The 24,719-nt window shown below is 52.6% G+C and carries 16 protein-coding genes; 14 read left to right on the plus strand and 2 right to left on the minus strand.

The features are described from left to right. Positions 1 to 37 precede the first annotated feature (37 nt). On the plus strand, positions 38 to 862 hold the full coding sequence (locus AC6HVW_RS12395) for an AraC family transcriptional regulator (protein ID WP_071683583.1): 825 nt from the start codon (positions 38 to 40) through the stop codon (positions 860 to 862). Positions 863 to 969: 107 nt separating this feature from the next. Continuing rightward, positions 970 to 1,935, plus strand: coding sequence for a DMT family transporter (locus AC6HVW_RS12400; RefSeq protein WP_071683582.1), 966 nt, complete (start codon positions 970 to 972; stop codon positions 1,933 to 1,935). A 70-nt stretch (positions 1,936 to 2,005) separates the two neighbouring features. On the opposite strand, the gene fusA is transcribed toward AC6HVW_RS12400, so the two are convergent. Next, positions 2,006 to 4,111 (minus strand): elongation factor G, encoded by a 2,106-nt coding sequence (gene fusA / locus AC6HVW_RS12405; protein WP_071683581.1) that lies wholly within the window; start codon positions 4,109 to 4,111, stop codon positions 2,006 to 2,008. Between the two features lie 465 nt (positions 4,112 to 4,576). Here fusA and AC6HVW_RS12410 point away from each other — a divergent pair, with 465 nt between their 5' ends. Together AC6HVW_RS12410 and AC6HVW_RS12415 are read left to right on the plus strand one after the other, a co-directional pair. Next, complete coding sequence (locus AC6HVW_RS12410) at positions 4,577 to 5,122, plus strand: Ail/Lom family outer membrane beta-barrel protein (RefSeq protein WP_071683580.1); 546 nt, start codon at positions 4,577 to 4,579, stop codon at positions 5,120 to 5,122. Positions 5,123 to 5,383: 261 nt separating this feature from the next. Continuing rightward, positions 5,384 to 6,850 (plus strand): alpha/beta fold hydrolase, encoded by a 1,467-nt coding sequence (locus tag AC6HVW_RS12415; RefSeq protein WP_071683579.1) that lies wholly within the window; start codon positions 5,384 to 5,386, stop codon positions 6,848 to 6,850. Positions 6,851 to 7,811: 961 nt separating this feature from the next. On the opposite strand, the gene AC6HVW_RS12420 is transcribed toward AC6HVW_RS12415, so the two are convergent. Further along, positions 7,812 to 9,539 carry an ABC-F family ATP-binding cassette domain-containing protein gene (locus tag AC6HVW_RS12420; RefSeq protein WP_497569450.1) on the minus strand — a complete coding sequence of 576 codons (1,728 nt, stop codon included), beginning with the start codon at positions 9,537 to 9,539 and terminating at the stop codon, positions 7,812 to 7,814. 581 nt (positions 9,540 to 10,120) lie between these two features. Here AC6HVW_RS12420 and AC6HVW_RS12425 point away from each other — a divergent pair. The 10 genes from AC6HVW_RS12425 to AC6HVW_RS12470 all read left to right on the plus strand — a co-directional run bounded on the left by AC6HVW_RS12425 (position 10,121) and on the right by AC6HVW_RS12470 (position 24,712). Beyond that, the gene (locus AC6HVW_RS12425) at positions 10,121 to 12,547 is read left to right on the plus strand and encodes a DUF3772 domain-containing protein (RefSeq protein WP_186486802.1); all 2,427 of its coding nucleotides are present in this window, start codon (positions 10,121 to 10,123) and stop codon (positions 12,545 to 12,547) included. 13 nt (positions 12,548 to 12,560) lie between these two features. Next, positions 12,561 to 13,166: a class I SAM-dependent DNA methyltransferase gene (locus tag AC6HVW_RS12430; protein WP_186486801.1), complete on the plus strand. Its 606-nt coding sequence runs from the start codon at positions 12,561 to 12,563 to the stop codon at positions 13,164 to 13,166. Between the two features lie 46 nt (positions 13,167 to 13,212). Continuing rightward, positions 13,213 to 13,728: a hypothetical protein gene (locus AC6HVW_RS12435; protein ID WP_186486800.1), complete on the plus strand. Its 516-nt coding sequence runs from the start codon at positions 13,213 to 13,215 to the stop codon at positions 13,726 to 13,728. 59 nt (positions 13,729 to 13,787) lie between these two features. Beyond that, on the plus strand, positions 13,788 to 14,960 hold the full coding sequence (gene kch, locus AC6HVW_RS12440) for a voltage-gated potassium channel protein (protein WP_186486827.1): 1,173 nt from the start codon (positions 13,788 to 13,790) through the stop codon (positions 14,958 to 14,960). 596 nt (positions 14,961 to 15,556) lie between these two features. Beyond that, on the plus strand, positions 15,557 to 16,084 hold the full coding sequence (locus AC6HVW_RS12445; RefSeq protein ID WP_059200781.1) for a fimbrial protein: 528 nt from the start codon (positions 15,557 to 15,559) through the stop codon (positions 16,082 to 16,084). A 134-nt stretch (positions 16,085 to 16,218) separates the two neighbouring features. Beyond that, positions 16,219 to 18,828 carry a fimbria/pilus outer membrane usher protein gene (locus AC6HVW_RS12450; RefSeq protein ID WP_261397456.1) on the plus strand — a complete coding sequence of 870 codons (2,610 nt, stop codon included), beginning with the start codon at positions 16,219 to 16,221 and terminating at the stop codon, positions 18,826 to 18,828. 118 nt (positions 18,829 to 18,946) lie between these two features. Further along, positions 18,947 to 19,684, plus strand: a complete 738-nt coding sequence (locus AC6HVW_RS12455) for a fimbrial biogenesis chaperone (protein WP_071683573.1) — start codon at positions 18,947 to 18,949, stop codon at positions 19,682 to 19,684. Positions 19,685 to 19,757: 73 nt separating this feature from the next. Further along, positions 19,758 to 20,873 carry a fimbrial protein gene (locus AC6HVW_RS12460; RefSeq protein WP_071683572.1) on the plus strand — a complete coding sequence of 372 codons (1,116 nt, stop codon included), beginning with the start codon at positions 19,758 to 19,760 and terminating at the stop codon, positions 20,871 to 20,873. A 564-nt stretch (positions 20,874 to 21,437) separates the two neighbouring features. Continuing rightward, positions 21,438 to 21,968, plus strand: a complete 531-nt coding sequence (locus tag AC6HVW_RS12465; protein ID WP_071683571.1) for a fimbrial protein — start codon at positions 21,438 to 21,440, stop codon at positions 21,966 to 21,968. Positions 21,969 to 22,099: 131 nt separating this feature from the next. Then, entirely contained in the window at positions 22,100 to 24,712 is a 2,613-nt protein-coding gene (locus AC6HVW_RS12470) for a fimbria/pilus outer membrane usher protein (protein WP_222436362.1), read from the plus strand. The last annotated feature ends 7 nt before the right edge of the window (positions 24,713 to 24,719 follow it).

Below are 24,719 nucleotides of genomic sequence, written 5' to 3' on the forward strand. Positions count from 1 at the left end.
CGTATGCCAACCCTAAAACGTAACAGGAGCCAGGGAATTGCAAGGTGTGCCAGAACAGTTTCCGTTTGAGAAAGATCGCGCCCAGTTCCGGCATTTGCCGCAGTTGCCGGGTGTGGAGCTTTATCAGGCTCATATCGATCGCTATGCGTTTGAGCCACACGCCCATGATGCGTTTGGCATCGGCACGGTGGAAACCGGGGCGGAGCGCTTTCGCTACCGTGGGGCGCAGCATTTAGCCGCTCCGGGTGCCTTGGTGCTGATGAATCCGGACGAGCTGCATACCGGTGAAGCGGAAACGGCAGGCGGTTGGAACTATCGGATGCTCTATCTGGAGCCAGCGACGCTGGAGCAGATTTCCGGTGAGAAGGGCTGTTGGTTCAACGACGTGATCCACCATGATGCAGCGGCGGCCAAGCGGCTTTCACAAACGCTGGCGGCGTTATGGCAAACCCGGGACACGTTGGCGCTCGATAGTTTACTGCTGTCCGTCGTTGATATTTTGCGCCCTCATGCTCGTATTGCTCAGCCGCAGCAGAATGAAGCCGCTCACCGTATGGTGATAGTTAAGGAGTATCTGCGGGATAACTTTGCTTTACCTATTACGTTGAGCGATCTGGCGGCGCTGGTCTCGCTCAGCCCGTATCATTTCCAACGTAAATTCAAAGCGCAATTCCATGTCACCCCACATCAGATGCTGATGGCGATCCGGCTCGAAAAGGCCAAGCAGATGCTCGGGCGGGGAATGCCGGCGGCCCAGGTGGCCGTAGCTGTGGGGTTAAGCGATCAGGCACATCTCACCAAAGCGCTGGTTAATCGTTACGGTGTCACGCCTGCGCGCTACCAAAAGCAGGTGTTGCGTTAACTTCCGCCGCGAAAGCGGCCGTAAAACAGCAACCTGGTACAATATTCTGCCTCCACGTCCCTCTATCCTGACGCCACTTGAGAACTGCTTTTGATGATGGAGTCACTATGTTTGTCGGTGTGATGTTTGCCCTGATTGCCGGGTTGATGTGGGGCCTGATCTTTATTGGCCCGGTATTGGTGCCGGACTATCCAGCCGCGTTGCAGTCCACCGGGCGCTATCTGGCTTTTGGGCTTGTCGTGCTGCCGTTGGCCTGGTTGGATCGTCGCCGCCTGCGTCAGTTGCTGGCAAAAGATTGGCTAGAGGCGTTAAAACTGACCGCGATCGGCAATCTACTGTATTACCTGTGCCTGGCCAGTGCGATCCAACGTACCGGAGCGCCGGTATCAACCATGATTATCGGCACGCTACCGGTGGTGATATCGGTCGCTGCCAATCTGTTTTATGGCCATCACGACGGCCGTCTCTCCTGGCGAAAATTGACTCCGGCCTTGCTGGTGATTGCCCTCGGGCTGGTGCTGGTCAACGTTGCGGAACTGCAGGGCAATAGCGAGCCTATTGATGTCTGGCGTCATACCAGCGGCTTGGGATTAGCACTGTTAGCGGTGGCGTGCTGGACCTGGTTCCCTCTGCGTAACGCGCGTTGGTTACGCGATAACCCGGATACACGGCCCACAACCTGGGCCACGGCGCAGGGGATTGTGACCTTACCTTTGGCGTTGGTGGGCTATTTACTGGTTTGCGGACAATTGGCGCTGACACAACCGCAGTTCTCGCTGCCGTTTGGCCCCCGGCCACAGGTGTTTATCCCGTTAATGATCGCTATTGGCGTTTTGTGTTCCTGGCTAGGTATGTTGTGTTGGAACGAGGCGAGCCAGCGTTTACCGACGGTGCTGCTTGGGCCGTTGATCGTGTTCGAGATCTTGGCAGGATTAGCCTATACCTTTATGCTGCGCCATAGCTGGCCACCACTGCTGACGCTATGCGGTATTGTCTGCCTGACGGTTGGGGTGATTTACGCCATGCGCATCAAGCTGGAACCGATGGTGGTTGCGTTAGAGGAGACACGTTAAAGGCTCAAGGGCACCGCATGCTGCGCCCGTCAAAAAATGAGGCTACGGGTTTCTCCGTAGCCGTTATCATTTAACGTTTGCTGTGGTGGATAATCTCTTCGGCCACATTGCGTGGAGCCTCTGCGTAGTGGCTGAACTCCATGGTGTAGGTGGCGCGGCCTTGCGACATGGAACGCAGGGTGGTGGAATAACCGAACATCTCAGACAGCGGCACCTTGGCATGGATCTCTTTGCCTCCGCCACCGGGGATATCCTCCATCCCTTGCACCATTCCGCGTCGTGACGACAGATCGCCCATCACGTTACCCGCGTAATCCTCAGGCGTTTCTACTTCTACCGCCATGATTGGCTCGAGGATCACCGGGCTGGCCAGGCGACAGGCCTCCTTAAACCCAAAGATAGCCGCCATACGGAATGCCTGCTCGGAGGAATCGACATCGTGGTAGGAACCGAAGGTCAGATGCACTTTGACATCGACCATCTGATAACCCGCCAGCACGCCATTATTCAGCGCCTCCAGAATGCCTTTTTTGACCGCGGGAATATATTCACCGGGGATCACGCCGCCTTTGATCTCATCAAAGAACTCAAAGCCTTTACCGGGCTCATTGGGTTCCACCGTCAACACCACGTGGCCATATTGGCCTTTACCGCCGGACTGACGCACAAATTTGCCTTCTACGTCGGTCACTTTCTGGCGGATGGTTTCGCGGTAAGAGACCTGCGGTTTGCCGGTGTTGGTTTCAACGCCAAACTCGCGCCGCATCCGGTCGACTATGATCTCAAGGTGCAATTCACCCATGCCGTAGATAATGGTCTGGCCGGAGTCTTCATCGGTGCGTACGCGCAGCGAAGGATCTTCCGAAGTCAGGCGTTGCAGTGCAATCCCCATTTTCTCCTGGTCGGCCTTGGTTTTTGGTTCGATGGCCTGCGCGATAACCGGTTCTGGAAACACCATGCGTTCCAACGTGATAATGGCATTGGGATCGCATAGCGTATCGCCGGTGGTCACATCCTTCAGACCCACACAGGCGGCAATATCCCCGGCGTGCAGCTCATCGACTTCTTTACGATCGTTGGCATGCATCTGCACGATACGGCCAATACGCTCTTTTTTGCCTTTTACCGGGTTATAGACGCTATCGCCTTTGGCCACGATGCCGGAATAGACGCGCACGAAGGTCAACTGGCCAACGAACGGATCGGTCATCAGCTTGAATGCCAGCGCCGAGAATTTTTCATTATCATCGGCCTTACGGGTGATAATGTTATCGCGTTCGTCATGGCCTTCCATCGGCGGCACATCCAGCGGAGAGGGCATAAGTTCGATCACCGCGTCCAGCATGCGCTGGATCCCCTTGTTGCGGAATGCCGAACCGCACAGCATCGGCTGGATCTCACCGGCAACGGTGCGGGCGCGTAACCCCTGAACGATCTCCTCATTGGTTAATTCGACCTGATTGAGGTATTTGTCCATCAGCGCTTCGGAGCCTTCCGCCGCAGCTTCAATCATCTTGTCGCGCCACTTTTGGGCCTGCTCGAGCATCTCTGCTGGGATCGCCTCGAAGCGGTAGGTCATCCCCTGAGTCGCTTCATCCCAGAAGATGGCCTGCATGCGGATCAAATCCACGACGCCAGCAAAATGGTCTTCGGCACCGATAGGGATCACCACCGGCACCGGATTGGCTTTCAGGCGCTCGATCATCATATTGCGCACGCGGAAAAAGTCTGCGCCGATGCGGTCCATTTTGTTGACGAAGGCCAACCGTGGCACCTTGTACTTATTAGCCTGACGCCATACTGTTTCAGACTGTGGTTGCACGCCGCCGACCGAGTCATACACCATCACGGCACCGTCCAGGACGCGCATCGAACGTTCCACTTCAATGGTAAAATCGACGTGCCCGGGGGTATCGATGATATTGATCCGGTGCTGAGGATAATTATGCTCCATGCCGTTCCAGAAGCAGGTGGTGGCCGCGGAGGTAATGGTGATCCCGCGCTCCTGTTCCTGCGCCATCCAGTCCATGGTAGCGGCGCCGTCGTGGACTTCGCCCAGCTTGTGACTGACCCCGGTGTAAAACAGAATCCGCTCGGTCGTCGTGGTTTTGCCGGCATCAATGTGCGCCGAGATGCCGATATTGCGGTAGCGTTCGATGGGGGTAGTGCGTGCCATAATCAACCTTTCTTAGCCTTGTGGCGTACGGCTTTAACAGTTTACGTAATGATGATATCCCTCAATGGGTTATCAGCCAGGCCATGCTCGACAACGTTTGACAGCCTCAGAGTAATCGTAGCTGATGGTATTGCCTTTATTAACCTATGACTGTGATAGGTCGTTTAAAAATCAAATACTACAGGCCACAAGGTTGTTCTGCGGGTGGCACTTGCCAGGGTGTGAAGGGGGCAAACTGAACGGTCATACAAGAAATTTCCAGCAAGCCATATAAATAACGCGCAGGTTGCCTGAAAAACAAGCTAACTTGCTTATTGCTATAAATTTTTCTGTAGAGGAATTGATGTTTATGTGAAGTTGAGCGAGACATTCCACAAACTTCATGGTTAAATTCCGAATTCGCTCAAATAGCAAATTATTTTATTGCAGAGCGAATTTTATTGACTCATGGATTAAGAGATTAACATGCAAAAAACATATTTATCAGTACTTCTGGCTGGCGCAATGGCGTTGTCTTTCGGCGTTCAGGCCGCCGGTGAAAGCACCATTTCTTTAGGTTACGCTCAGAGCCACGTGAAGGTTGATGGCAACAACCTGAATGAGAATCCAAAGGGTTTTAACCTCAAATATCGCTATGAAATCGATAGCAATTTAGGCTTTATCACTTCATTCACCTACACCACGCAGTCGTATGATTTCTATTATGGCAGTAACAAAGTAGGCGATGGTGATTTAAAATATTACTCACTGACTGCAGGCCCAGCCTATCGCTTTAATGACTATATCAGCGCCTACGGTTTAATCGGTTTTGGCCACGGTAAGGCGACATCCAATATCTCTATGCGGGGTTACTCTTCTAACACCGACGAAAGCAAGACCAGCGTCGCTTACGGTGCTGGCTTACAGTTTAACGTAACCCCTAATATTGCTCTTGATGCTCATTACGAGTATTCAAAACTGGGTGATTTTAAAGTCGGTACCTGGACCGTTGGTGCTGGCTATCGTTTCTGATAGAAATGTTCTAAAGGGTTTTAAGGGGACAGTACTACGCCATTACTGTCGGTAAAAATGGTCTGGCCTTCTCGAAACCTCGGAGCCGCCGCTACCCGCGTCGGTTCCGGTTTTATCCTCCTTCAAATGCGTTCTTTTTCAATGAACCTTTCCTGCCGTTTGCTATACGGTTCCCTCTATACCCCTTCCATGATCTGTTGGTGGGCGGTTTAATGTATCGACGTTAAAATCCAGAATAACCGTTTGCTGAAAGGACTCGTCATGTCTGCGTTTCGTGTTCTGTTTTTGCTGGCCGTTGCGGTCCAACTGCCAGCCTATGCCAAGCCTTTGGTTAAACCATCCGCAGGTTCTATTCAATGGCAACCCTGCAACAGCACCGCCTTTCAGCACTGGTTCAGCGATGGGCCGCCTCCGGCTGGGTTACAATGTGGCTATGTCGACGCGCCACTGAGTGAACAGAATGCAGCACAAACCGTTCGGTTGGCTCTCACGAGGTTACCAGCGGTAGGCCCAAAAAAAGGCAGTGTGGTGATCATCGCGGATGGACCTGGCTCGCCAGGGCTCAATCCAAAAATTGCCGAGCAGGGTCCTGCCTGGCGGTTGCAAAAATCTTACGACATCATTGGCTATGATCCGCGCGGCGTGGGGCAATCGACACCCAAAATTTCCTGTCAACCAACAGCCAGTGAGGAAACACCTTCACCCGATGAAAACGACATTCCCGGCGCAGAGCAACAGGCACGGGATAGGGTGGCGGCCTGCATCAAGCAGACTGGGGCCGACGTGGTGCAACATATGGGCACCCACGAAGCCGTTAACGATCTTGATACCGTTCGCCGGGCGTTGGGTGAACCCGCGTTGACCGCCGTGGCGTATTCTTACGGTACCAAGGTCGCGGAGTTGTATGCCGAGCGTTTCCCTAAGAAAACCCGCGCGTTGGTGCTCGATGGCGTAGTGAACCTGAAAGAGGATGACTTTAACCAACGCATCAATCAGGAGCGAGGTTTTCAGCAAAGCTTCCTGCGTTTTGCCGATGACTGCGAGAAAAGCGGCTCATGCCCATTAACCAGCGAACCCAACTTGGCGATCCAGCGGTACCACAGGATGCTGCGCCAATTGCACGATACTCCTTTCGTTACTCCGTCGGGTTATGAAATCTCTGCCGATGACGTGATCACTCTGACGCGTAACCTGTTGCCCTGGCGGGAGCGTTGGCCCGAACTGGCCACGGCCTTGCGTAAAATTGATGAGGGCAAAGCCGATGATGCGGTGACCGATCTTATCGACGAAAGCTATACCCCAGACGCTGATGATGCGCGAATGGTGATCACCTGTGCAGATATGGCGAAGCCAGATGCCGACCAGCAGCTGTTACGCCGGCAGCGCCAACAAATCAATACCGCAGCCTCATTTCCCAATTACTTACCGCTGCATGAGTATCCACTCGAGACCTGTGATTTCTGGCCATACCCTGGCCATGTGGAACCGCATGCTCCAGTGCTTTCTACCGCTCTCCCGTCGTTGTTGTTCATTACCCAGCGCTATGACCCGGTTACGCCATATCGTAACGCCCGTGAAATGGCTTCGAGTTTTAAAAGCCCGCTGATTACCCGCGAAGGGGATGGGCATACGCTGGCGTTGACGGGCGTAGACAGCTGTGTGGATGATGTAGTAGTAGATTATCTATTGAGTCCAAAAAAGCCACGACGGGATAAAATCTGCCGTTGAGCGGGGGGCTTTGGGTAATGATATGTGCCTTCACCAGGCTGACAGAAACACGACTCAGTAGCGTTCTAAACCTAGGTTCTGGCCGGGGGGGTATAAGTTATGCCAGTAGGGGGCAGAACTGCGATTTGTACTAAGAGTATTCTGCCCCGTGATGAAGTACAGGATCAGGCTGAATGTCTGGTAGGGATACAGATTTTTCCGTTAATAATGTGCGCATCCCGGCGGATCCACTCATTAACTTTGTAGACACTGGTTCTGTGCAGTTGTGCGAATGTCTTAATATCTCCGTCATGCTTTCTATATATAAACTCTCTGACACTGGTCAATGTACAGTTCTCCATGAAGTGTGGCTTCCTAGGTGAAGGGTATCTGGATATCTATTATTAGGTTGGTACTGTTATAGGATAGAGCGTAACATAAAGTTTTAAATACAGGAATTAAACTTTTCTGTTATATGCGATATTTTATCGATCTGTTTTTTTAATTAGATAACCTTAGGTGATGGATGAATATACACTCAGGGTCAACATAAAAAATAAAATAAAAATTTGTCTAAAATCAGTATCTTAGTGGTATTTACCGTGATCAAACACCACGATCTTAGTGTGTTGCATACTGAAATTGATTAATAATTTATATGGGTTTGTCGATAAAAAATATTTTTCTAACCTGCTTAATTGCAATAAATAATGCACAACAGCAAAATCAAGAATAATCTTAATATATTGAGGTGAGGTTACTCTTGGATAACAATGATCTTTCTGAGTTTATTCCTAGCCAAAAGCAGGTGGAGGGGAGGCCTAACGATTTATCTGAATTTTTCTATCAAGATGTCGTTGATGATCAACTCCATCGTGATTTGTTAACACTCCATGGGTCTGGATAAAACACTCATGGATGGCGCGACCAACAGATGACCGAACTCAATTGGGTTCATACGCTAGTCGCGCCTCTGGTTGGGTTAAATCAAGCCAAGTTTGTCATTAATCTGCGCGATCTCGCGCCGCCATTGCTGCTGCAACTGCGGCTTTTGATGCTTGGGTTTACGTGTTAAATCCTCCTCAAGCTTGTGCTCCAGGGCTACCAGAGCCGCCAGCAGGTGATCTTCATTGGTGGATATCGCAGCTTCAGCGAGCGGAGCGCGTGCAGGGGATACCACCAGCTCAGCATTACCGCCACCACTCAGGATGGTATAGATGGGTAAAAGATCGTGCCATTCGCTCAGTTGGCGATCGTCTATCAACCAATAGCGATTACAGCTTTGCTCCATCAACGTCCGATCGTGGGTAACCAGCAGTACGGCTCCCGCAAACTGTTGCAGCGTTTCGGCCAGCTCTTCCTTACCTTCCATATCTAGATGGTTGGTCGGTTCGTCAAGCAGCAACAATGAGTAGTTGGCCAGGGTAAGCGCAACAAACAGCAACCGTGAACGCTCGCCACCGCTCAGCGTAGACACTTTCTGTTGATGGCGCAGGTAAGGGAAACCGGCACCGATCAGCGCCATCTTCCGTTGATCTTCGGTCAGGGACGCGAAGTGGCACAGAGCATCGCTTAACGAGTCCTCATCGTTGAGCTGTTGCAGACTCTGGTCGTAATAACCTATACGCACGCGAGGGTGAAAAATCGCCCCTTGGCAGCTTGCTTGCTGGTATTGCTGCCATAGGAAGTGCAGTAATGAAGACTTACCACAGCCATTACGGCCTACTAACGCGATGCGATCGCCACTTTTTACCTGGAGATGATCCAGACAGAACAGCACCGGCGCGGTAGGAGCAGGGCGAATGGCTAATTGCTCCAACGCCAGCAGTCGATCGGCAGGCAGTGCTTCACCACTGAGCCGGAGCCGCCACTGGTTGCCAGCGCTCAAGGTGGTTTGCTGGTCCTTTAATCGAACCACCTGTTTCTCCATCTGCTTGGCTTTACGCGAGAGGTCTTCGTTGTCATATACGTGCCCCCAGACAGCCAGGCGTTTGGCACTTTTCTCTACGCGATCAATTTCCTTTTGTTCAGCCTGATGGCGGTGCTCATCAGCCAAGTCCTGCTCTTGGAGGGCGATGCGCGCCTGCGAACAAGGCAAACGGAAATACTGCAGCGTTTTGTCACGCAGGATCCAGGTACAGTTGGTTACGCTGTCCAGTAACCGGCCGTCGTGGGAAACCAGCACGAAGCTACCGTTCCAACCATTGAGGAATTGCTCTAGCCACAGCAGCGTCGGCAGATCCAGATGGTTGCTGGGTTCATCCAGCAGCAGCAAATCAGGTTGGTGGATCAGCGCCCGGGCTAACAACAAGCGGGTATGCTGGCCACCGCTCAGGGTGCCGGCCGTCAGATCCCATGCTGCTCGGTCGAATCCCAGTTCGGCGAGTAACACTTCTCCTTGCCAACGTTCAGGCTGGTGTTGCCCATCAGCCAGGCCTGTGAGCACTGCCTCCAACAGGGTGCAGTGATACAGCGCTTCAGGTAGGTGTTGTTCCACCCGAGCCATCAGGCATTGGTGTGATGGGGTGACGGTACCCGCGCTGGCAGGCAGATCGCCACTGAGAATTTTAAGCAGGGTGCTTTTGCCACAGCCGTTATGGCCGATTAAACCGATGCGGTCGCCTTTTTTCAGGCTAAAGGAAACCTCAGCCAGCAGCGGGCCGAAAGCGGTATCAATACCAACAGATTGTGCAGAAAGTAATGTCGTCATGGTGCTTACTCAAGGTTACAGGCATGCAGATGCCTATCGTCAAAAAATTGCCGACGATAACCCGGTAAGCCGGAGGGAAGAACTTTGATGTGAGTAAACTTCGCTCAAGCTTAGGTTATCGGAGCACGATACCGGTAATGCTTGAGCAGCGACGATCGCCAAGGTGATGTGAAAGTATAAACAATTCACAAGACAGCATTGGGGACCTCCTTTTCATAGTTTTTGGTTGATAGGTGAACGGATTATAAAGGGGATTTGCGGTTTCTGCTACTGGCCTACCTTTAGTTTGAGGTTACTAACAGATCTCCACCTACTTAGTAGGTAGGGGCGCTGCATGCGTCGCCCACTTAGAGAAACAATGGGTTGGGTTACGTTTTGGGCCGTTCACTCATTTTCATTCCCTCTATTAATAAGGGCAAGTGAGGCGTAAGCTAAAATTTCTACTAACCTTCTAGGATTAATGCGCTTTTTCACTGAATAGCTTGTTATTATACTCACCGCTTATTGTTGTTCAGGCGCAATGATATTCATCGTTTCGCCTGTTGCGTTTATCGCCAACCCCATGCTGAGCATTCACCGTTATGAGCAAGTCATTACAGATTTTCCTGTTCACCTTTTTGTTGTTCGGCTTACCGCTGGCTCCGTTAGCCAATGCAGCGCAGCAGAGTGCGGCTGCGGTTGAACTCAGCCCGCAGGAAATAGCGGCCTCACTGAAAAATTATCAAAAACAACTGGATACGATTAAACAGCAGGTCTCAAAGGCGGGCTCAGATGGTCAGTTGAACAAGCTGTTTGAAGCCACGCAGGTCTTGGCCACGGACGCAGAAAAGCTGACCACCGACCTGCAACCCATGCAGGTGAAGTTACAGGCACAGTTAGACGTGCTTGGCCCGCAGCCTGAACCTGGAGTAATGACCGAAACCGCCAGTGTGGTGCAACAACGCAATACGCTCAATAATGCCAAAAAACAGTTGGACGATGCCGTAAAACGCTCGCAAGCCATTAGAACGGGGGCGCTCGACTTAGGACAACAAATTACCGATCTTCGCCGCGTGGCCTTCAAATCCCAGCTGGCGTTGAATACCGGCAGTATTCTTAGTTCGCAATTCTGGTTACCAGAGTCTTCTTCACAGGTTGAGGATTTAGCTCGTCTTAATGACTTTAAGCAGCAACTGGAGCAAACCCTGGAAGCCAGTTGGCAAGACGAATGGCGCTACGGGACGATAGCTTTACTGATCCTGGCTGCGGCTTGCTGGTCTCTCGGGCGTTATTTCGTGGAGCAGTTTTTTGCCTGGGTGTGTATCCGCTATTTACCCGACGGCCGCTTGCGCCGCAGTTTTATGGCATTAATGACCGTGCTGATCACGTTGTTTGCCACCACGCTGGCGCTAAATCTGCTGATTTCAGCGTTTGCTCGTGTTCAGCCGCTGACGTCTCAGGTCCAGGATTTCGCCGATGGATTTATGCAGTTGGGGATTTTCTGCGCGCTGATCGCGGGATTAGGCAGGGCGTATCTTTCGTTGAGCCGCCCATCATGGCGTCTGGCGCAGATGGATGATGCCATTGCGAGCGGCATGCGTTTCCTGTCGCCGTTATTGGCCGGATTGGCCATGGCTTTTGGCACCGTGGAACTGGTTAATAACGTGATTGGTGCCAGTCTTGGCAGCACGGTGCTAGGTAATGGTCTGGCTACCGCATTGATGGCATTAATCTTGTTCGCAATACCGGTTCGGGCACGGCGTATCCGCTATAAGTTAGAGCAGCAGGGGATGCATCTGGAAAAACGCTCGGTGATTGCCGGGATAGTCCATATCGTTATTGTGGTATCGGCAACCGTGATCCTGTTATCACTGTTGATTGGCTATGTGGCTTTCGCTCGCTTCCTGACCTATCAGTTGATTTGGGGGGCACTGGTACTGATGGCGTTCTATTTCCTGGTGATCTTTGCTACCGATTTCTGTACGGCCATCTTTTCCCCCCAAACTGCCAGTGGGCGGGCACTGAAAAAATCGCTCCACTTTAAAGATCGTCATCTTGAGCAACTGACCGTCATCTTCACGGCGTTGTCCAAATGTTCTTTGATATTGTTGATGATTGTTGCCCTGATTAATGGCTCCTTTGGCACCACCACGCCCAACTCCTTGCTGCAAAAGATTGTCGCCATCCTGAGCGGCGAAGGCCTGAAGCGGCTGAATATCGTGCCAAGCAACCTGCTCAATGCGGTGGTTTGCCTGGCGATCGGTATCTATGTGCTGCGGGTCACGCAACGTTGGCTAAGCCATGAGCTGCTGCCAAAAACCATCAGTGATATCGGTATCCGCGCCTCGCTGGTTACCTTGTTCAGCAACGTCGGCTATGTGTTGTTGATCCTGATCACGCTGGCGACGTTGGGTATCCAGTGGAATAACCTGGCCTGGATCGTGAGTGCGCTATCGGTAGGTATCGGTTTTGGCCTGCAGGAAATCGTGAAGAACTTTATCTCTGGCCTGATCCTGTTAACTGAGCGCCCGGTTAAGGTCGGGGATATGATTGGTATCGGTGGGGTTGAAGGGGATGTACGGCGCATCAATGTACGCGCCACCGAGATCCAACTGAGCGATCGCTCGACCATGATAGTGCCAAACTCTCAGCTAATTTCGCAGAACGTGCGTAACGCCACCATGGGGAATGCTCAAGGGGTGGTCACCGTCGCGCTGACTTTCCCCACCGATATCGATCCCGAGCAGGTACGTAACGTGTTGTTGAGTGCCTACCATGAACACGAATCCATTCTGGAAACACCTGCCCCGTACGTTCGTTTCAGCCAGCTCGGCCCAGATGGGATTATCCTCAGCGTGACCGGTTACGTTGCCAGCCCACGCATGGTCGGCTCTACTAAGAGCGATCTGCTGTTCAATATTTTGAAGCTCCTGCGTGCTCATAACGTCAACCTGTCCAGCCCGAAAGAGGTGGTGTTTATGAAGCAACGGGCAAAAAGTCTGGTTGATGAAGAAGAACATTCATCTTGATGAAGGAACGCGGATGAGTAACTCAATGGCCGATAACATCATCGGTATCTATCAACGGCATGCCGGGGCGTTTGAGCAGAAGCGGTCCACCACGCTGTTTGAGCAACCCTGGCTGGAGCGCTTCCTGAGCCTGTTGCCCAACAACGGACGGATCCTGGATATTGGCTGCGGCAACGGCATGCCGATCGCCGACTATTTTATCCGCCAGGGCTCTCAGATAACGGGTGTGGACAGTTCGCAGCCGATGATCGACCGTTGCCACCAACGCTTCCCGGAACAGCGCTGGGCTGTGGCCGATATGAGAACCCTGTCGCTAGCAGACAAATTTGATGGGCTAATTGCCTGGGACAGTTTTTTCCATCTGACGCGCGAAGATCAGCGCCAGATGTTTAACATTTTCCGGCAACATGCCAATAGCCAGGCCGCATTGATGTTCACCAGCGGTACCAGCGATGGTGAAGCGATAGGGACATTTGAAGGCGAAGCCCTTTATCATTCCAGCCTGGCCCCCGAAGAATATCGGCAGCTATTGCAAGAGCAGGGCTTTTGCGTGGTGAAAATGGTAGTGGAAGATCCGGACTGTGGTGGACGTACCGTCTGGTTGGCGCAACGCCGCTAGTGCGATTGGGCGAGATTAGGAACGGATTGACGAAAGGAGAGCTTAGATGATTGAGTTTGTTTATGCCGTCGTGATTAAAACTCCCGCGTGGGTTTATGTGCTTTTCATCTTCCTGCTACTCAGAGGGCTAAAAGCTCGAAAGCCCGCCACAGTTTCCCTCGAAAAACTGGCTATCATCCCGCTCGTTTTTCTGCTTTGGGATATTTATGATCTGGTGGAACGCCATCAACTCACCGTTATCGCCCTATTGATGTGGTGCGGCGGGCTGGCTTTGGGGGCTTTCATCGGCTACAAGCTGGTAAACCCGGCGCGAATCGAAGCGAGCGGTGAGCCGCGCAGCATAAGCCGGCCTGCTGATTATTCGGTTTTACCTCTGATGATGATCGCGTTCGTTACCAAGTATATTCTTGGTGTCATCGCCTCCATATCGCCAGACACATTACTGCAACCAGGTTGGCGCGCTTTGGCGATCGTTTCTGGCGGACTCTTTGCAGGCATATTCGTTGGGAAGTTTATTCATTATTCAAGGTGCTACTTTTTGTTCACCCATCGGGCACGCTAAGTCACAGCCCGCTATAAATAGGCCATCGGCCAAGTCATGGTGTTGAAATGATGAAAGTTATGAAAATCGTGAGAACAATAGAAAAATACGTACCACCAACGTTTATCCTGGCGTTGATGGTTGCGCATAATGGCTACTTGGTACTTAGCCCGATCCTGTGGCACGGGTTGCAGCATTCTCATGATTTTGTGGAAAATTTCAGCACCTGGCAACAGGCTCTGGGCTTTCTTGATGCGATGGATATTCCACGCTTTATGATTGGCACCGTGCTGCTCTTTATGGCGGGGATGTTGCTGTTAAGAACGCGTATTGCCTGGTTTTTCTCGTTACTGTTGCTCAGTTGTATCGTCATCGTTGATATCGCTATCTATAGGCAAATCACTGTGTTGGCAGGGTATTCACTGCTCACCCTATTGGGGATGATCATCTACTGGCGCCGTTTCGACCAACGAAAGCTGGCGAGTACCAGTTTTTTTGCTGTCACTAGCATAGCCTCATTGATTGTCTACAGTATGTTAGGAACGCTGTACATTGGCGATCAATTCACCCCCGCGGTCACCGACCTGCCTACGGCGTTTTATTTTGCCGTGGTCTGCATGTCTACTGTCGGCTTTGGCGATATCATTCCGCATACTACTGCTGCGCGAATGTTCACTCTCACGGTGATTATCTTTGGCATTACGGTTTTTGCCGCTTCTCTGGCATCGGTTGCTGGCGTGCTAATCAGCCAAAATCTTCAACGTATTATCAAAGGGCGGTTCTCTCACATGGTTCGCAAAAATCACTATATTATTGTTGGTACCTCTTCATTGGCACAAAATGTCTATCAGGGATTGATTGAAAGCGGCGGTAACGTGACCATTGTTTGCGAGCCAGGCAATAAGCAACATTACCCTGACCATGCGGATGTGGTTGAAGGCGATCCTTCCGCCGTTGCGACGCTGGCATTAGCCGGGGCAGAAAAGGCGAAATACATTGTTGCCTTGACCGAAAGCGATGCGGTTAACGCTTTCATCATCTTGGCTGCCAAAGAGGTGGGTGGGGCAGACACCAAAACCATCACGTTGGTCAACGAAAGCCAGAATATGAACAAGATCAAACGCGTCAAACCCGATGCCGTACTCTCACTGCAACTGTTAGGAAGTGAGTTGCTGGTGCGATCGCTCAATGGTGAGGTGGTTAATCACGATCTCAATATTGATGCGTTTTTCAGCAACGGTGAGGGCAAGTAACCTCATTTTCCTTGCTACTGGCCAAGCCAGTCAATAGCTCCAGGAGCCTATCACGCCAGCAAATGGGGGTAGGCACCTTGTCGAAATGCTCCATCTAATGTCTTCGCCTTTACTTTTGTAGACACATTCTTACTTACGTACTTTTAACACGGCAAGATAAAAGCCGCATTCTTGTTGTGAGTTATCTTACATAGAGCTATTTTTTTATTAAAAAATGTAATTAACTTCAGTTTGTTTATTGAAATTCAATAATAAAATATAATTTCCACGCAATCCCCTGTTACCTTTTTATAATAATTCATGAATAGGATTAATCTTGATTTTTTATTTGGACTTTATTTTATTTCTCGTGCTAGGATTTCCCTGCGTTATCGGAATCGCAACTTGCTACAGGGAAGTGGTAAAGTGAAAATAAGGCCATTCTTATTTACTAAAATAACTGAACCATCTCTCCTCGATATAAGAAGCTAAGCTTCCGCGCACTAATGGTTTAATGTAATTAACCATTAACAATGCAATCCAGTTTAAAAAATGAAAAAGGCACAGCAAATGATTTGCTGTGTTTATTTAACTTTATGTACACAAGGAATATAGACATGAAAGCAATCTCCATCAAAACTACCCTGGCATCCCTGATCCTGGCCGGTCTGTCCAGCAACGCCTTTGCTTACGATGCGCAGATCAATATCACCGGTGAACTGACTGAAACCACCTGCGTCATCAACGGTAACACAACAGGCCCAGCAGTCCAGAATATCACTCTGCCAACCCTGTCCAAGTCTTCACTGAGCGGTGCGGACTCTTGGGCTGGTCGTGTACCTGTCACTTTCACGTTTACCGATTGTGATGCCACCAACGCGACAGCGACCTTTGAAAACGGCACCAACATCAGCGCTGATGGCAACATGAAAAACTTGGCGACTGCCACCCCGGCAACCAACGTCGAGGTACAGTTATTGAATGCTGCGGGTACCGTGATCAACCTGGCATCAGACACCGTAGCCACTCCAATCGTAAACGAAACCGGGGCCCTGAAGTTCTTTGCCCAGTATTACTCTAAAGATGGTGCGGCTACTGCTGGTAAGGTGGTCTCACACGTTGAATTCTCAATGAATTACAACTAATTCCCCTGGGGGATACCCGCGGTTTTGGTATCCCCTCTTTTTTTAAGGGCATCCGCAATAGGGTGCCCTTAAAAAAATGGAATTTGGTCATTGCTGGTTATCTCTTGACCCCACCAATCTTTGGAGAAATATTCATGCTTGCAGGCTTCCTACACGTAGTGGCCCATCGTCAGACTCGGCGGATCTTTATGACCAGCCTGTTGGCGATGGCGGTAAGTTCGACTGTCCATGCTGCAAACAATGACGCTGCTGAACCGGCAGAATTTGACCCCGGCTTTTTCCGTGGGCTCAGCGGCCAAGCGGTCGATCTCTCTCGCTTCAGCAGAGGCAACACCTTGGCTCCCGGCCACTATCGCTTTGATGTGTACGTTAATGAGCTGTGGGTGGGGCGCCAGGAAATTGCCGTAACCCTGGCCGTCCCAGAGGCGCGGGTGAGTTATTGCTTTACTCCTGAACAGGTACGGCAATGGGGTCTGGATGCCAGCAAACTCCCCGAGGCGGCGCTGGCCCAACAGGCGTTAAAGAGTGGAAAATGCTTTGATACCGATAAATTCATTCCTGGCTTTAAGCTCAGTGCCAACACCGGGGAACTGATGCTGGATATCACCGTGCCCCAGGCGTTTATCGGCTCACGCCGTGGCGTGGTCGCACCCGAGCTATGGGACCATGGCGTCACCGCAGGCTTCGTCGGCTATAACCTGAACACATTCCGTACCAGTAACCGGGAAGCGGGCAATACCACCCAGTATTTTGGCGGTTTTAACAGCGGGGTTAATCTGGGGGCCTGGCGATTACGTCATAACAGCAGCTACACCCGTACTGACGGTAACGGCAGTTCCGGCCACTATCAATCCATCAGTACCTATGCTCAGCGTTCTATTGCACCGCTCAAAGCACAACTCACGGTGGGTCAATACTTCACGCCGGGGGAGCAGTTTGACAGCGTGCCGTTCACCGGCGTGCAGTTGACCAGCGACACCCGCATGAACCCCGATACCGAGAACGGCTTTGCGCCGGTGATCCGTGGGATCGCCAATTCCAACGCCAAAGTCACCATCCGCCAGGGCAACAACGTGATCCACGAGACCAGCGTGCCGCCTGGCCCATTTGCTATCGACGATCTCCACAGCACCGGCTATTCCGGCGATCTGCAGGTAACTGTAACCGAAGCCGACGGCCAGACCCGTATCTTTACCGTGGCTTATGCGGCGGTGCCGCAGATGTTGCGGCCAGGTGTTTCGCGCTTCAGCCTGTCCGCGGGGAAATACCGCGACAGCACGCTCGACAGTGTCCCCAGTCTGTTGCTGGGCACCTGGCAGCACGGGATATCCAACTTGGTGACCGTCTACACGGGCGGCATTGTGGCAGAGAAATATCTGTCGTTGCAGGGCGGGCTGGCATTGAACACCGGCATCGGAGCGTTTGCACTGGATCTCACCCAGTCCTGGGCCAGCGGCCTTAAGGGCAATGCCACCGGGATCGATGAACATATGCAGGGGCAGAGTTACCGAGCGACCTACAGCAAGCTGCTGTATGAGACGCGCACCAACTTTACCCTGGCGGCCTACCGTTTTTCGAGTGAGGGCTATCTGAGTTTCAGCGATTTTGCCCGGGCACGCAGTAGCGAGACGCCCACGTTTAATGAAATGAGCAGTCTGCCCGGCCTGATAGGCAGCGTTGTAGAGTCTGCCCGGCCGCGTAATCGCTATCAACTGAACGTCAACCAGCCGTTGGCCGACGGATACGGCAACCTGTTCTTCAGCGGTTCGGCGCAGAACTACTGGCATAATCGTGGGGGCACCAGCACCACATTCCAGGCTGGTTATGGTAATAGCTACCGTTGGGGGAGCTTCAACGTAGGCATCAGCCGGACTATCGGCTCGGTTGGACAGTCGGATACGCAGTACCTGGCCAGCATCAGCATACCCCTCGGCAGCCGAGCGCGTGCGCCGATGCTGACCACCTCGTTGAACTACAGTGACAGCAAGAACACCACGGCGCAAACCAGCCTGAGCGGTACGATGGGCGAAAATAACCAACTGAGCTATAACGCGTTTGGCAGCAGCAGCCGGGCTGACAGCCACAGCGCCAATTCCCTGGGCGGCAACGTGCAGTACAGCTCACCGTATGCGGTGATGAGCGGCGGTGCCAGCAGCGGCAATAGCACCCGGCAGTTGAACCTGGGGCTGAGCGGCAGCGTGGTTGCCCATCCGGGCGGTGTCAACTTCACACAGTACCAAGGTGAGACCATGGCGGTGGTGCAGGCCAAAGGGGCAGAAGGGGCAACCATCAGCAGCAACGTCGGCGCAGCGGTTCAGGGTAACGGTTTCGGGGTGGTCTCTGGGCTGATGCCATACCGCCAGAACGAAATCGCACTCGATCCAAAAGGGACTTCGCATAACGTGGAGATCCAGGGCAGTTCTCAGCAGGTGGCTCCCAGCGCCGGGGCCATCACGATGCTGAAATACCAGACCGAGAGCGGCACGCCGGTGATGTTGCAGGCTAGCCGTACCGATGGCAAACCGATCCCGTTGGGTGCCGAAGTGCTGAATGACAAGGGACAGTATCTGGCGATGGTGGGTCAGGGCGACCTGATCTTCGTGCGCGGTTTGGATCCTCAGGGGCGACTGGTGGTGAAATGGGGGCAGGACACCAATCAGCGTTGTTCACTGGCGTATCGCTTACCCGCTAATCTGGACAAAATGCAGGGCTACACAAAAGTCGCTGCGAAGTGCGAGCTGTAGACACGATTGCTGCCCGGCTACGCTAGGCAGCAAACCTTATCCTACATAGTTGTTTTTAAGCGCTATGATTATTGCAAGACCTGCTTTTCTCTTACTCTCTTTTTGGAAGATATCAATCATGAACAGATCGCGGATTATAGCCCTTCTTTTTGCCATACTGTGCAGTTGGGTGTTTCAGGTACAAGCCAACGTGGTCATTTCCGGTACCCGGCTGGTTTACCCGGCAAAAGATCGAGAAATCACCGTAAAAACCACCAATATGGGGAAAGAACCCTCAATGGTGCAGGTGTGGATTGACCGGGGCGACCCTAATAGCCGTGCCGATACCGCCAATGCCCCGTTCCTGGTAACGCCACCGCTGGTGCGTATTGACCCCAACAAAGGGCAAGCGTTCCGCGTGGTGTTTACCGGCGCAGCACTGCCTAAAGATCGGGAGTCTATCTTCTGGTTCAACCTGCTCGACGTGCCACCGTTGCCAAAAGATGCTGATGCCAACGTGATGCAGGTGGCTTATCGTTCGCGTATCAAACTTTTTTACCGCCCTGAAGGGCTGGCAGGTAACCCGGTCAAGGCTGCCGAATCCCTTGCTTGGTCACGGGGAGCGTCTGGTAAGAGTGGTGTTGAGCTACAGGTTCGTAACAAGAGCCCGTTCTATGTCTCGTTGTCCACTGTCACCTTGAAAAGTGGCAGCGCGTCATTTAAAGATGCCGAAGGGAAAACCTTGGCACCGTTCAGTACCCAGAATATCACGTTGAAAGGCACGGGGGCGTTACCGGCAGGACAAGCCAACGTAACGTACAGTTGGATCAACGACTACGGCGCGGCCGTTGAGCAGACCACCTCATTGGTTCCCTGAACAGAATACACGTCGGGTTTTACGCACGGGGGCAGCATGCCATGACCAACACGAATAACGCAGGATCCATATGATGAGTAGCAACATTCAGAAAACGATAAAAAAAGCAGTAACGCAGAAGACATCGCGCGCCAGACTGGCTGCGCTCTCGCTAGGCACCCTGGCGCTGGCGGTGCTGGGTATCTCTCAGGGGTATGCTACTACTACTATATGCAATGTGCCGCCGTCGCTCTCCCTCACGTTCCCTGCGCTGGTGTTTGACGGCGGGGCAGACGGCCCTACCATCGGTCAGCCTATAAGCAGCGGCTGGGGAGCCGTCACGACCAACCCCACTTTGTTTAGCGGCGGTGCTGACTGTCTAATTCGCACAGGTATTACATTATTGATGATCTCGCAGGGAGGGTCGCAGCTAATCCCAGGTATTACCTATACCGAGGGCGGACTCACTTACCCGGTATTTTCTACTAATGTACCGGGTATAGGCATCATTATCGGGATAAAGGCGACGTCGGCGGCGAACTACTCGCCGGTAAACCAAATCACTACCTTCGAACCAAACCCTGTGCCGTCACAGGGCATGGGGGTATCCCTGCAGGCCAAACTGATCGTGACCGGGCGCCTGGCTACCGGTGTTTATCAAATCCCCAGTCAGAATCTGGTCCGTGTTTATGCCAATGGTTCTCTGCCGGATACGTCCACCGGTATAAGCGTGATGACGCTTAACACCACTACAGTGACCATTACGGCCAGAACCTGTCAGATGACCAGCGCAACGACGCAGAATGTGCCGCTGCCGCGAGTCACCAAAAACCAGTTCTCCGGCCCGGGCTCATTATCAGCTGTCGGGTATAATTTCACGCTGTCAACGCTATGCGACAGCGGGGTCAAGCTGTATGCCACCATGACCGATGCCAACGACCCGAGCAATACCGGCAATACGCTTTCGTTGGGTGCGGGTAGCACGGCGTCAGGCGTGGGCGTGCAGATACTCAGGAATAACCAGGCGATTGCGTTTGGTCCGGACTCCGCGGCGTCGGGAAATACCAACCAGTGGTATATCGGGACCGCTGGCAGCGGAGGCAAAGAGACCATTAACATCCCGCTGGAGGCCAAATACGTTCAGACAGAGTCAAACATGGTGGCGGGAAACATCAGGAGCAGGGCCACCGTGACTTTCTCCTACCAGTAACAGCATCGTTGCCATAAAAAAACCGGCGAACTGCCGGTTTTTTTATTAGCTGAGGAAAAGATCCCAGCCTGACCACTTTTCGCGTAGTGCATTTAGACCCCGTGAGTAGTAACAAACAAAAACAATAATCCCGCCTTAATAAGGTTTTCCTTATATCAATTTTCTTTATTTAAACAAACAGACTGATGCTGGCATTGTGTTAATAGATTGATATCCTTTTTTCTTTGGTTTTAATTTAATCAACCAATTGATTTTATTTGTATTTAAATTAAAAATTGATTTAAATCATATTGGGAATTTTCTGTTTAGTTTTTGTTTATAATTCTATTGTTATTATTTCCTGGCGTTAAGTGAACAGCCAGTCATCACTGAATGGTAATGAGATAAGGATATCCTTATTTATTTTGAACGGCAATGTGGCAATATATTTTAAATTGTGAAGCATACGAGTTTAGAACTGTTTTTCAATCATGACCCAATGGCGTTAATTACCGCTAACTGAATTTGAATCAACAACAATTTGTTGTACTGAATACTCACTAGTTAAACCAAGGAATTTAAAACATGAAAGCAATCTCTATCAAAACTGTCCTGGCAACTCTGATCCTGACTGGTCTGGCAAGCAACGCTTTTGCCTACGATGCGCAGATCAATATCACCGGTGAACTGACTGAAAGCACTTGCCTGATCAATGGTGCCAGCAGCCCAGCGGTCAAGAACGTCACTCTGCCAACTCTGTCCAAGTCTGCCCTGACCGGTGCAGGTTCATGGGCTGGCCGTGTGCCAGTGACCTTCGAGCTGACTGGCTGTGATGTGGGCACCACCGGTGCAACCGCCACTTTCGAAAACGGCCCGAACATCAGCGCCGAAGGCAACATGAAAAACCTGGCTGCCACCAACGCTGCCACCAACGTGGAGGTTCAGTTGCTCGATGCTGCGGGTACCGCGCTCAACCTGGCGTCAGACACGGTAACGACCCCAATCGTCGGCGAAGCCGGGACCTTGAAGTTCTTCGCACAGTATTACTCCAAGGATGGCGGTGCGTCTGCTGGTCAGGTGGTCTCACACGTTGAACTCTCAATGAACTACAACTAATCCCCTTGGGGATACTGGTAGTCACGGTGTCCCTGATTTTTTAAAGGTATCCACAATGGATACCTTTAAAAAAAGCAATTATTTACTGCTTATTACCTCTTTTAGCACCACCCAACTTCGGAGAAATAGTCATGTTTGCTGGCTTCTTAAACGTATTTACTCCTCGCCAGACTCGTCAGATCTTTGTGACCAGCCTGTTGGCGATGGCGGTAAGTACGGCTGCCCATGCTACAGACCAGGACTCTCCGGAGTTGGCAGAGTTCGACCCAGGTTTTTTCCGCGGGCTCAGCGGCCAGGCGGCCGACCTCTCGCGTTTCAGCAAAGGTAACACCTTGAGCCCCGGCCACTATCGCTTTGATGTGTACGTCAATGAGCTGTGGGTGGGCCGCCAGGAGATCGCGGTAACCCATACTGTCCCCGAGGTGGGGGTGAACTATTGCTTTACCCCTGAGCAGGTACTGCAATGGGGGCTGGATGCCAGCAAACTCCCCGAGGCGGCGCTGGCGCAACAGGCGCTGAAGAACGAGAAGTGCTTTGACGCCGAGAAATTCATTCCCGGTTTCAAGTTAAACGCCAATACCGGTGAACTGATGCTGGAGATCACCGTACCCCAAGCCTTTATCGGTTCACGCCGTGGCGTGGTCGCGCCCGAACTGTGGGATCATGGCGTCACCGCCGGTTTTGTCGGCTATAACCTCAACGCTTTTCACACCGATAACCGGGATGGGGACAATACCACCCAGTATTTCGGTGGTTTTAACAGCGGAGTGAACCTTGGGGCCTGGCGGCTGCGTCATAACAGCAGCTATACCCGGACGGATGGGAGCAACAATTCTGGTCACTATCAGGCTATCAGTAGTTACGCTCAGCGCTCGATCGCACCGCTCAGGGCGCAGTTCTCGGTGGGGCAATACTTCACGCCGGGTGACCAGTTTGACAGCGTGCCGTTCACCGGCGTGCAGTTGACCAGTGACTCCCGTATGAATCCTGATACCGAGAACGGCTTTGCACCGGTGATCCGCGGGATCGCCAATTCCAATGCCAAGGTCACCGTGCGCCAGGGCAACAACGTGATCCATGAGACCAGCGTGCCGCCAGGCCCGTTTGCTATCGACGATCTCCATAGCACCGGCTACTCAGGCGATCTGCTGGTGACGGTAACCGAAGCCGACGGCCAGAGCCGCAGCTTTACCGTGGCCTATGCGGCGGTACCACAAATGTTGCGCCCGGGGATTTCACGTTTCAACCTGTCAGCGGGAAAATATCGTGACAGCACGCTCGACGCAGCCCCCAGCTTCTTGCTGGGCACCTGGCAGCAGGGGATTTCCAACCTGGTGACGGCCTACACGGGCGGCATTGTGGCCGATAAGTATCAGTCGTTGCAGGGGGGGCTGGCGTTGAACACCGGTCTGGGCGCGGTGGCGGTAGATATCACCCAGTCCTGGGCTAGCGGTTTAAAGGGCAATACCGCCGGGATCGATGAGCATATGCAGGGGCAGAGTTACCGGGCGACCTACAGCAAGTTGCTGCCTGAAACGCGTACCAACTTTACCTTGGCGGCCTACCGTTTTTCGAGCGACGGCTACCTGAGTTTCGGTGATTTTGCCCGGGCGCGCAGTAGCGAGACGCCCACGTTTAACGAGGCGGGGAGCCTGCCCGGTCTGGCTGGTGATATTTCAGAGACCTCTCGGCCACGTAACCGTTATCAACTGAACGTCAACCAGCCGTTGGCCGACGGGTACGGCAGCCTGTTCTTCAGCGGTTCGGCGCAGAACTACTGGCATAACGGTGGGGGTACCAGCACCACGTTCCAGGCCGGTTACGGCAACAGCTACAAGTGGGGTAACTTCAACGTAGGCATCAGCCGGACCCTCGGTTCAGCGGGGCAGTCGGATACGCAATATCTGGCCAGCGTCAGCATCCCACTGGGCAACCAGTCGCGGGCGCCGATGCTGACGACGTCGCTGAATTACAGCGACAGCAAGAACACCACTGCGCAAACGACCCTGAGCGGAACGATGGGTGAAAATAACCAACTGAACTACAATGCGTTTGGCAGCAACAACCGGGCGGACAACTACAGCGCCAGCTCGCTGGGCGGCAATGTGCAGTACAGCTCACCCTATGCGGTGATGAGCGGCGGGGCCAGCACTGGCAATAACGCCCGCCAGTTGAATCTGGGGCTGAGCGGCAGCGTGGTCGCCCACCCGGGGGGTGTCAATTTTACGCAGTATCAGGGGGAAACCATGGCGGTGGTAGAGGCCAAAGGTGCGCAAGGGGCAACCATCAGCAGCAACGTCGGGGCTGCGGTACAGGGTAACGGCTTCGGGGTCGTCTCCGGGCTGATGCCTTACCGTCAGAACGAAATTGCGCTCGATCCGAAAGGGACTTCGCAGAACGTCGAGATCCAGGGCAGTTCTCAGCAGGTGGCTCCCAGCGCCGGGGCCATCACCATGCTGAAGTACGAAACTGAGACCGGCGCGCCGGTGATGTTGCAGGCTAGCCGTACGGATGGGAAACCGATCCCGTTGGGTGCCGAAGTGCTGGACGACAAGGGCCAATACCTGGCGATGGTCGGCCAGGGTGACCTGATTTTTACGCGCGGTTTGGCACAGGAGGGGCGACTGACTGTGAAATGGGGGCAGGGAGCCAATCAGCGTTGTTCACTGCAGTACCGTTTACCGGCCAACGTAGCCACCCTGCAGGATTACCCAAAAGTGGCTGCCAAATGCGTGGTGCAGTAAGTCTACT

The organism is Serratia sp. NCCP-200 (genome assembly GCF_059697885.1).

What these genes read in the sequence shown, in the direction of transcription:
- AC6HVW_RS12400 (WP_071683582.1), top strand. Translation starts at nt 970, where the DNA reads ATGTTTGTCGGTGTGATGTTTGCCCTGATTGCCGGGTTGATGTGGGGC.
- fusA (WP_071683581.1), bottom strand. Translation starts at nt 4,111, where the DNA reads ATGGCACGCACTACCCCCATCGAACGCTACCGCAATATCGGCATCTCG.
- AC6HVW_RS12410 (WP_071683580.1), top strand. Translation starts at nt 4,577, where the DNA reads ATGCAAAAAACATATTTATCAGTACTTCTGGCTGGCGCAATGGCGTTG.
- AC6HVW_RS12415 (WP_071683579.1), top strand. Translation starts at nt 5,384, where the DNA reads ATGTCTGCGTTTCGTGTTCTGTTTTTGCTGGCCGTTGCGGTCCAACTG.
- AC6HVW_RS12420 (WP_497569450.1), bottom strand. Translation starts at nt 9,539, where the DNA reads ATGACGACATTACTTTCTGCACAATCTGTTGGTATTGATACCGCTTTC.
- AC6HVW_RS12425 (WP_186486802.1), top strand. Translation starts at nt 10,121, where the DNA reads ATGAGCAAGTCATTACAGATTTTCCTGTTCACCTTTTTGTTGTTCGGC.
- AC6HVW_RS12430 (WP_186486801.1), top strand. Translation starts at nt 12,561, where the DNA reads ATGAGTAACTCAATGGCCGATAACATCATCGGTATCTATCAACGGCAT.
- AC6HVW_RS12435 (WP_186486800.1), top strand. Translation starts at nt 13,213, where the DNA reads ATGATTGAGTTTGTTTATGCCGTCGTGATTAAAACTCCCGCGTGGGTT.
- kch (WP_186486827.1), top strand. Translation starts at nt 13,788, where the DNA reads ATGAAAATCGTGAGAACAATAGAAAAATACGTACCACCAACGTTTATC.
- AC6HVW_RS12445 (WP_059200781.1), top strand. Translation starts at nt 15,557, where the DNA reads ATGAAAGCAATCTCCATCAAAACTACCCTGGCATCCCTGATCCTGGCC.
- AC6HVW_RS12450 (WP_261397456.1), top strand. Translation starts at nt 16,219, where the DNA reads ATGCTTGCAGGCTTCCTACACGTAGTGGCCCATCGTCAGACTCGGCGG.
- AC6HVW_RS12455 (WP_071683573.1), top strand. Translation starts at nt 18,947, where the DNA reads ATGAACAGATCGCGGATTATAGCCCTTCTTTTTGCCATACTGTGCAGT.
- AC6HVW_RS12460 (WP_071683572.1), top strand. Translation starts at nt 19,758, where the DNA reads ATGAGTAGCAACATTCAGAAAACGATAAAAAAAGCAGTAACGCAGAAG.
- AC6HVW_RS12465 (WP_071683571.1), top strand. Translation starts at nt 21,438, where the DNA reads ATGAAAGCAATCTCTATCAAAACTGTCCTGGCAACTCTGATCCTGACT.
- AC6HVW_RS12470 (WP_222436362.1), top strand. Translation starts at nt 22,100, where the DNA reads ATGTTTGCTGGCTTCTTAAACGTATTTACTCCTCGCCAGACTCGTCAG.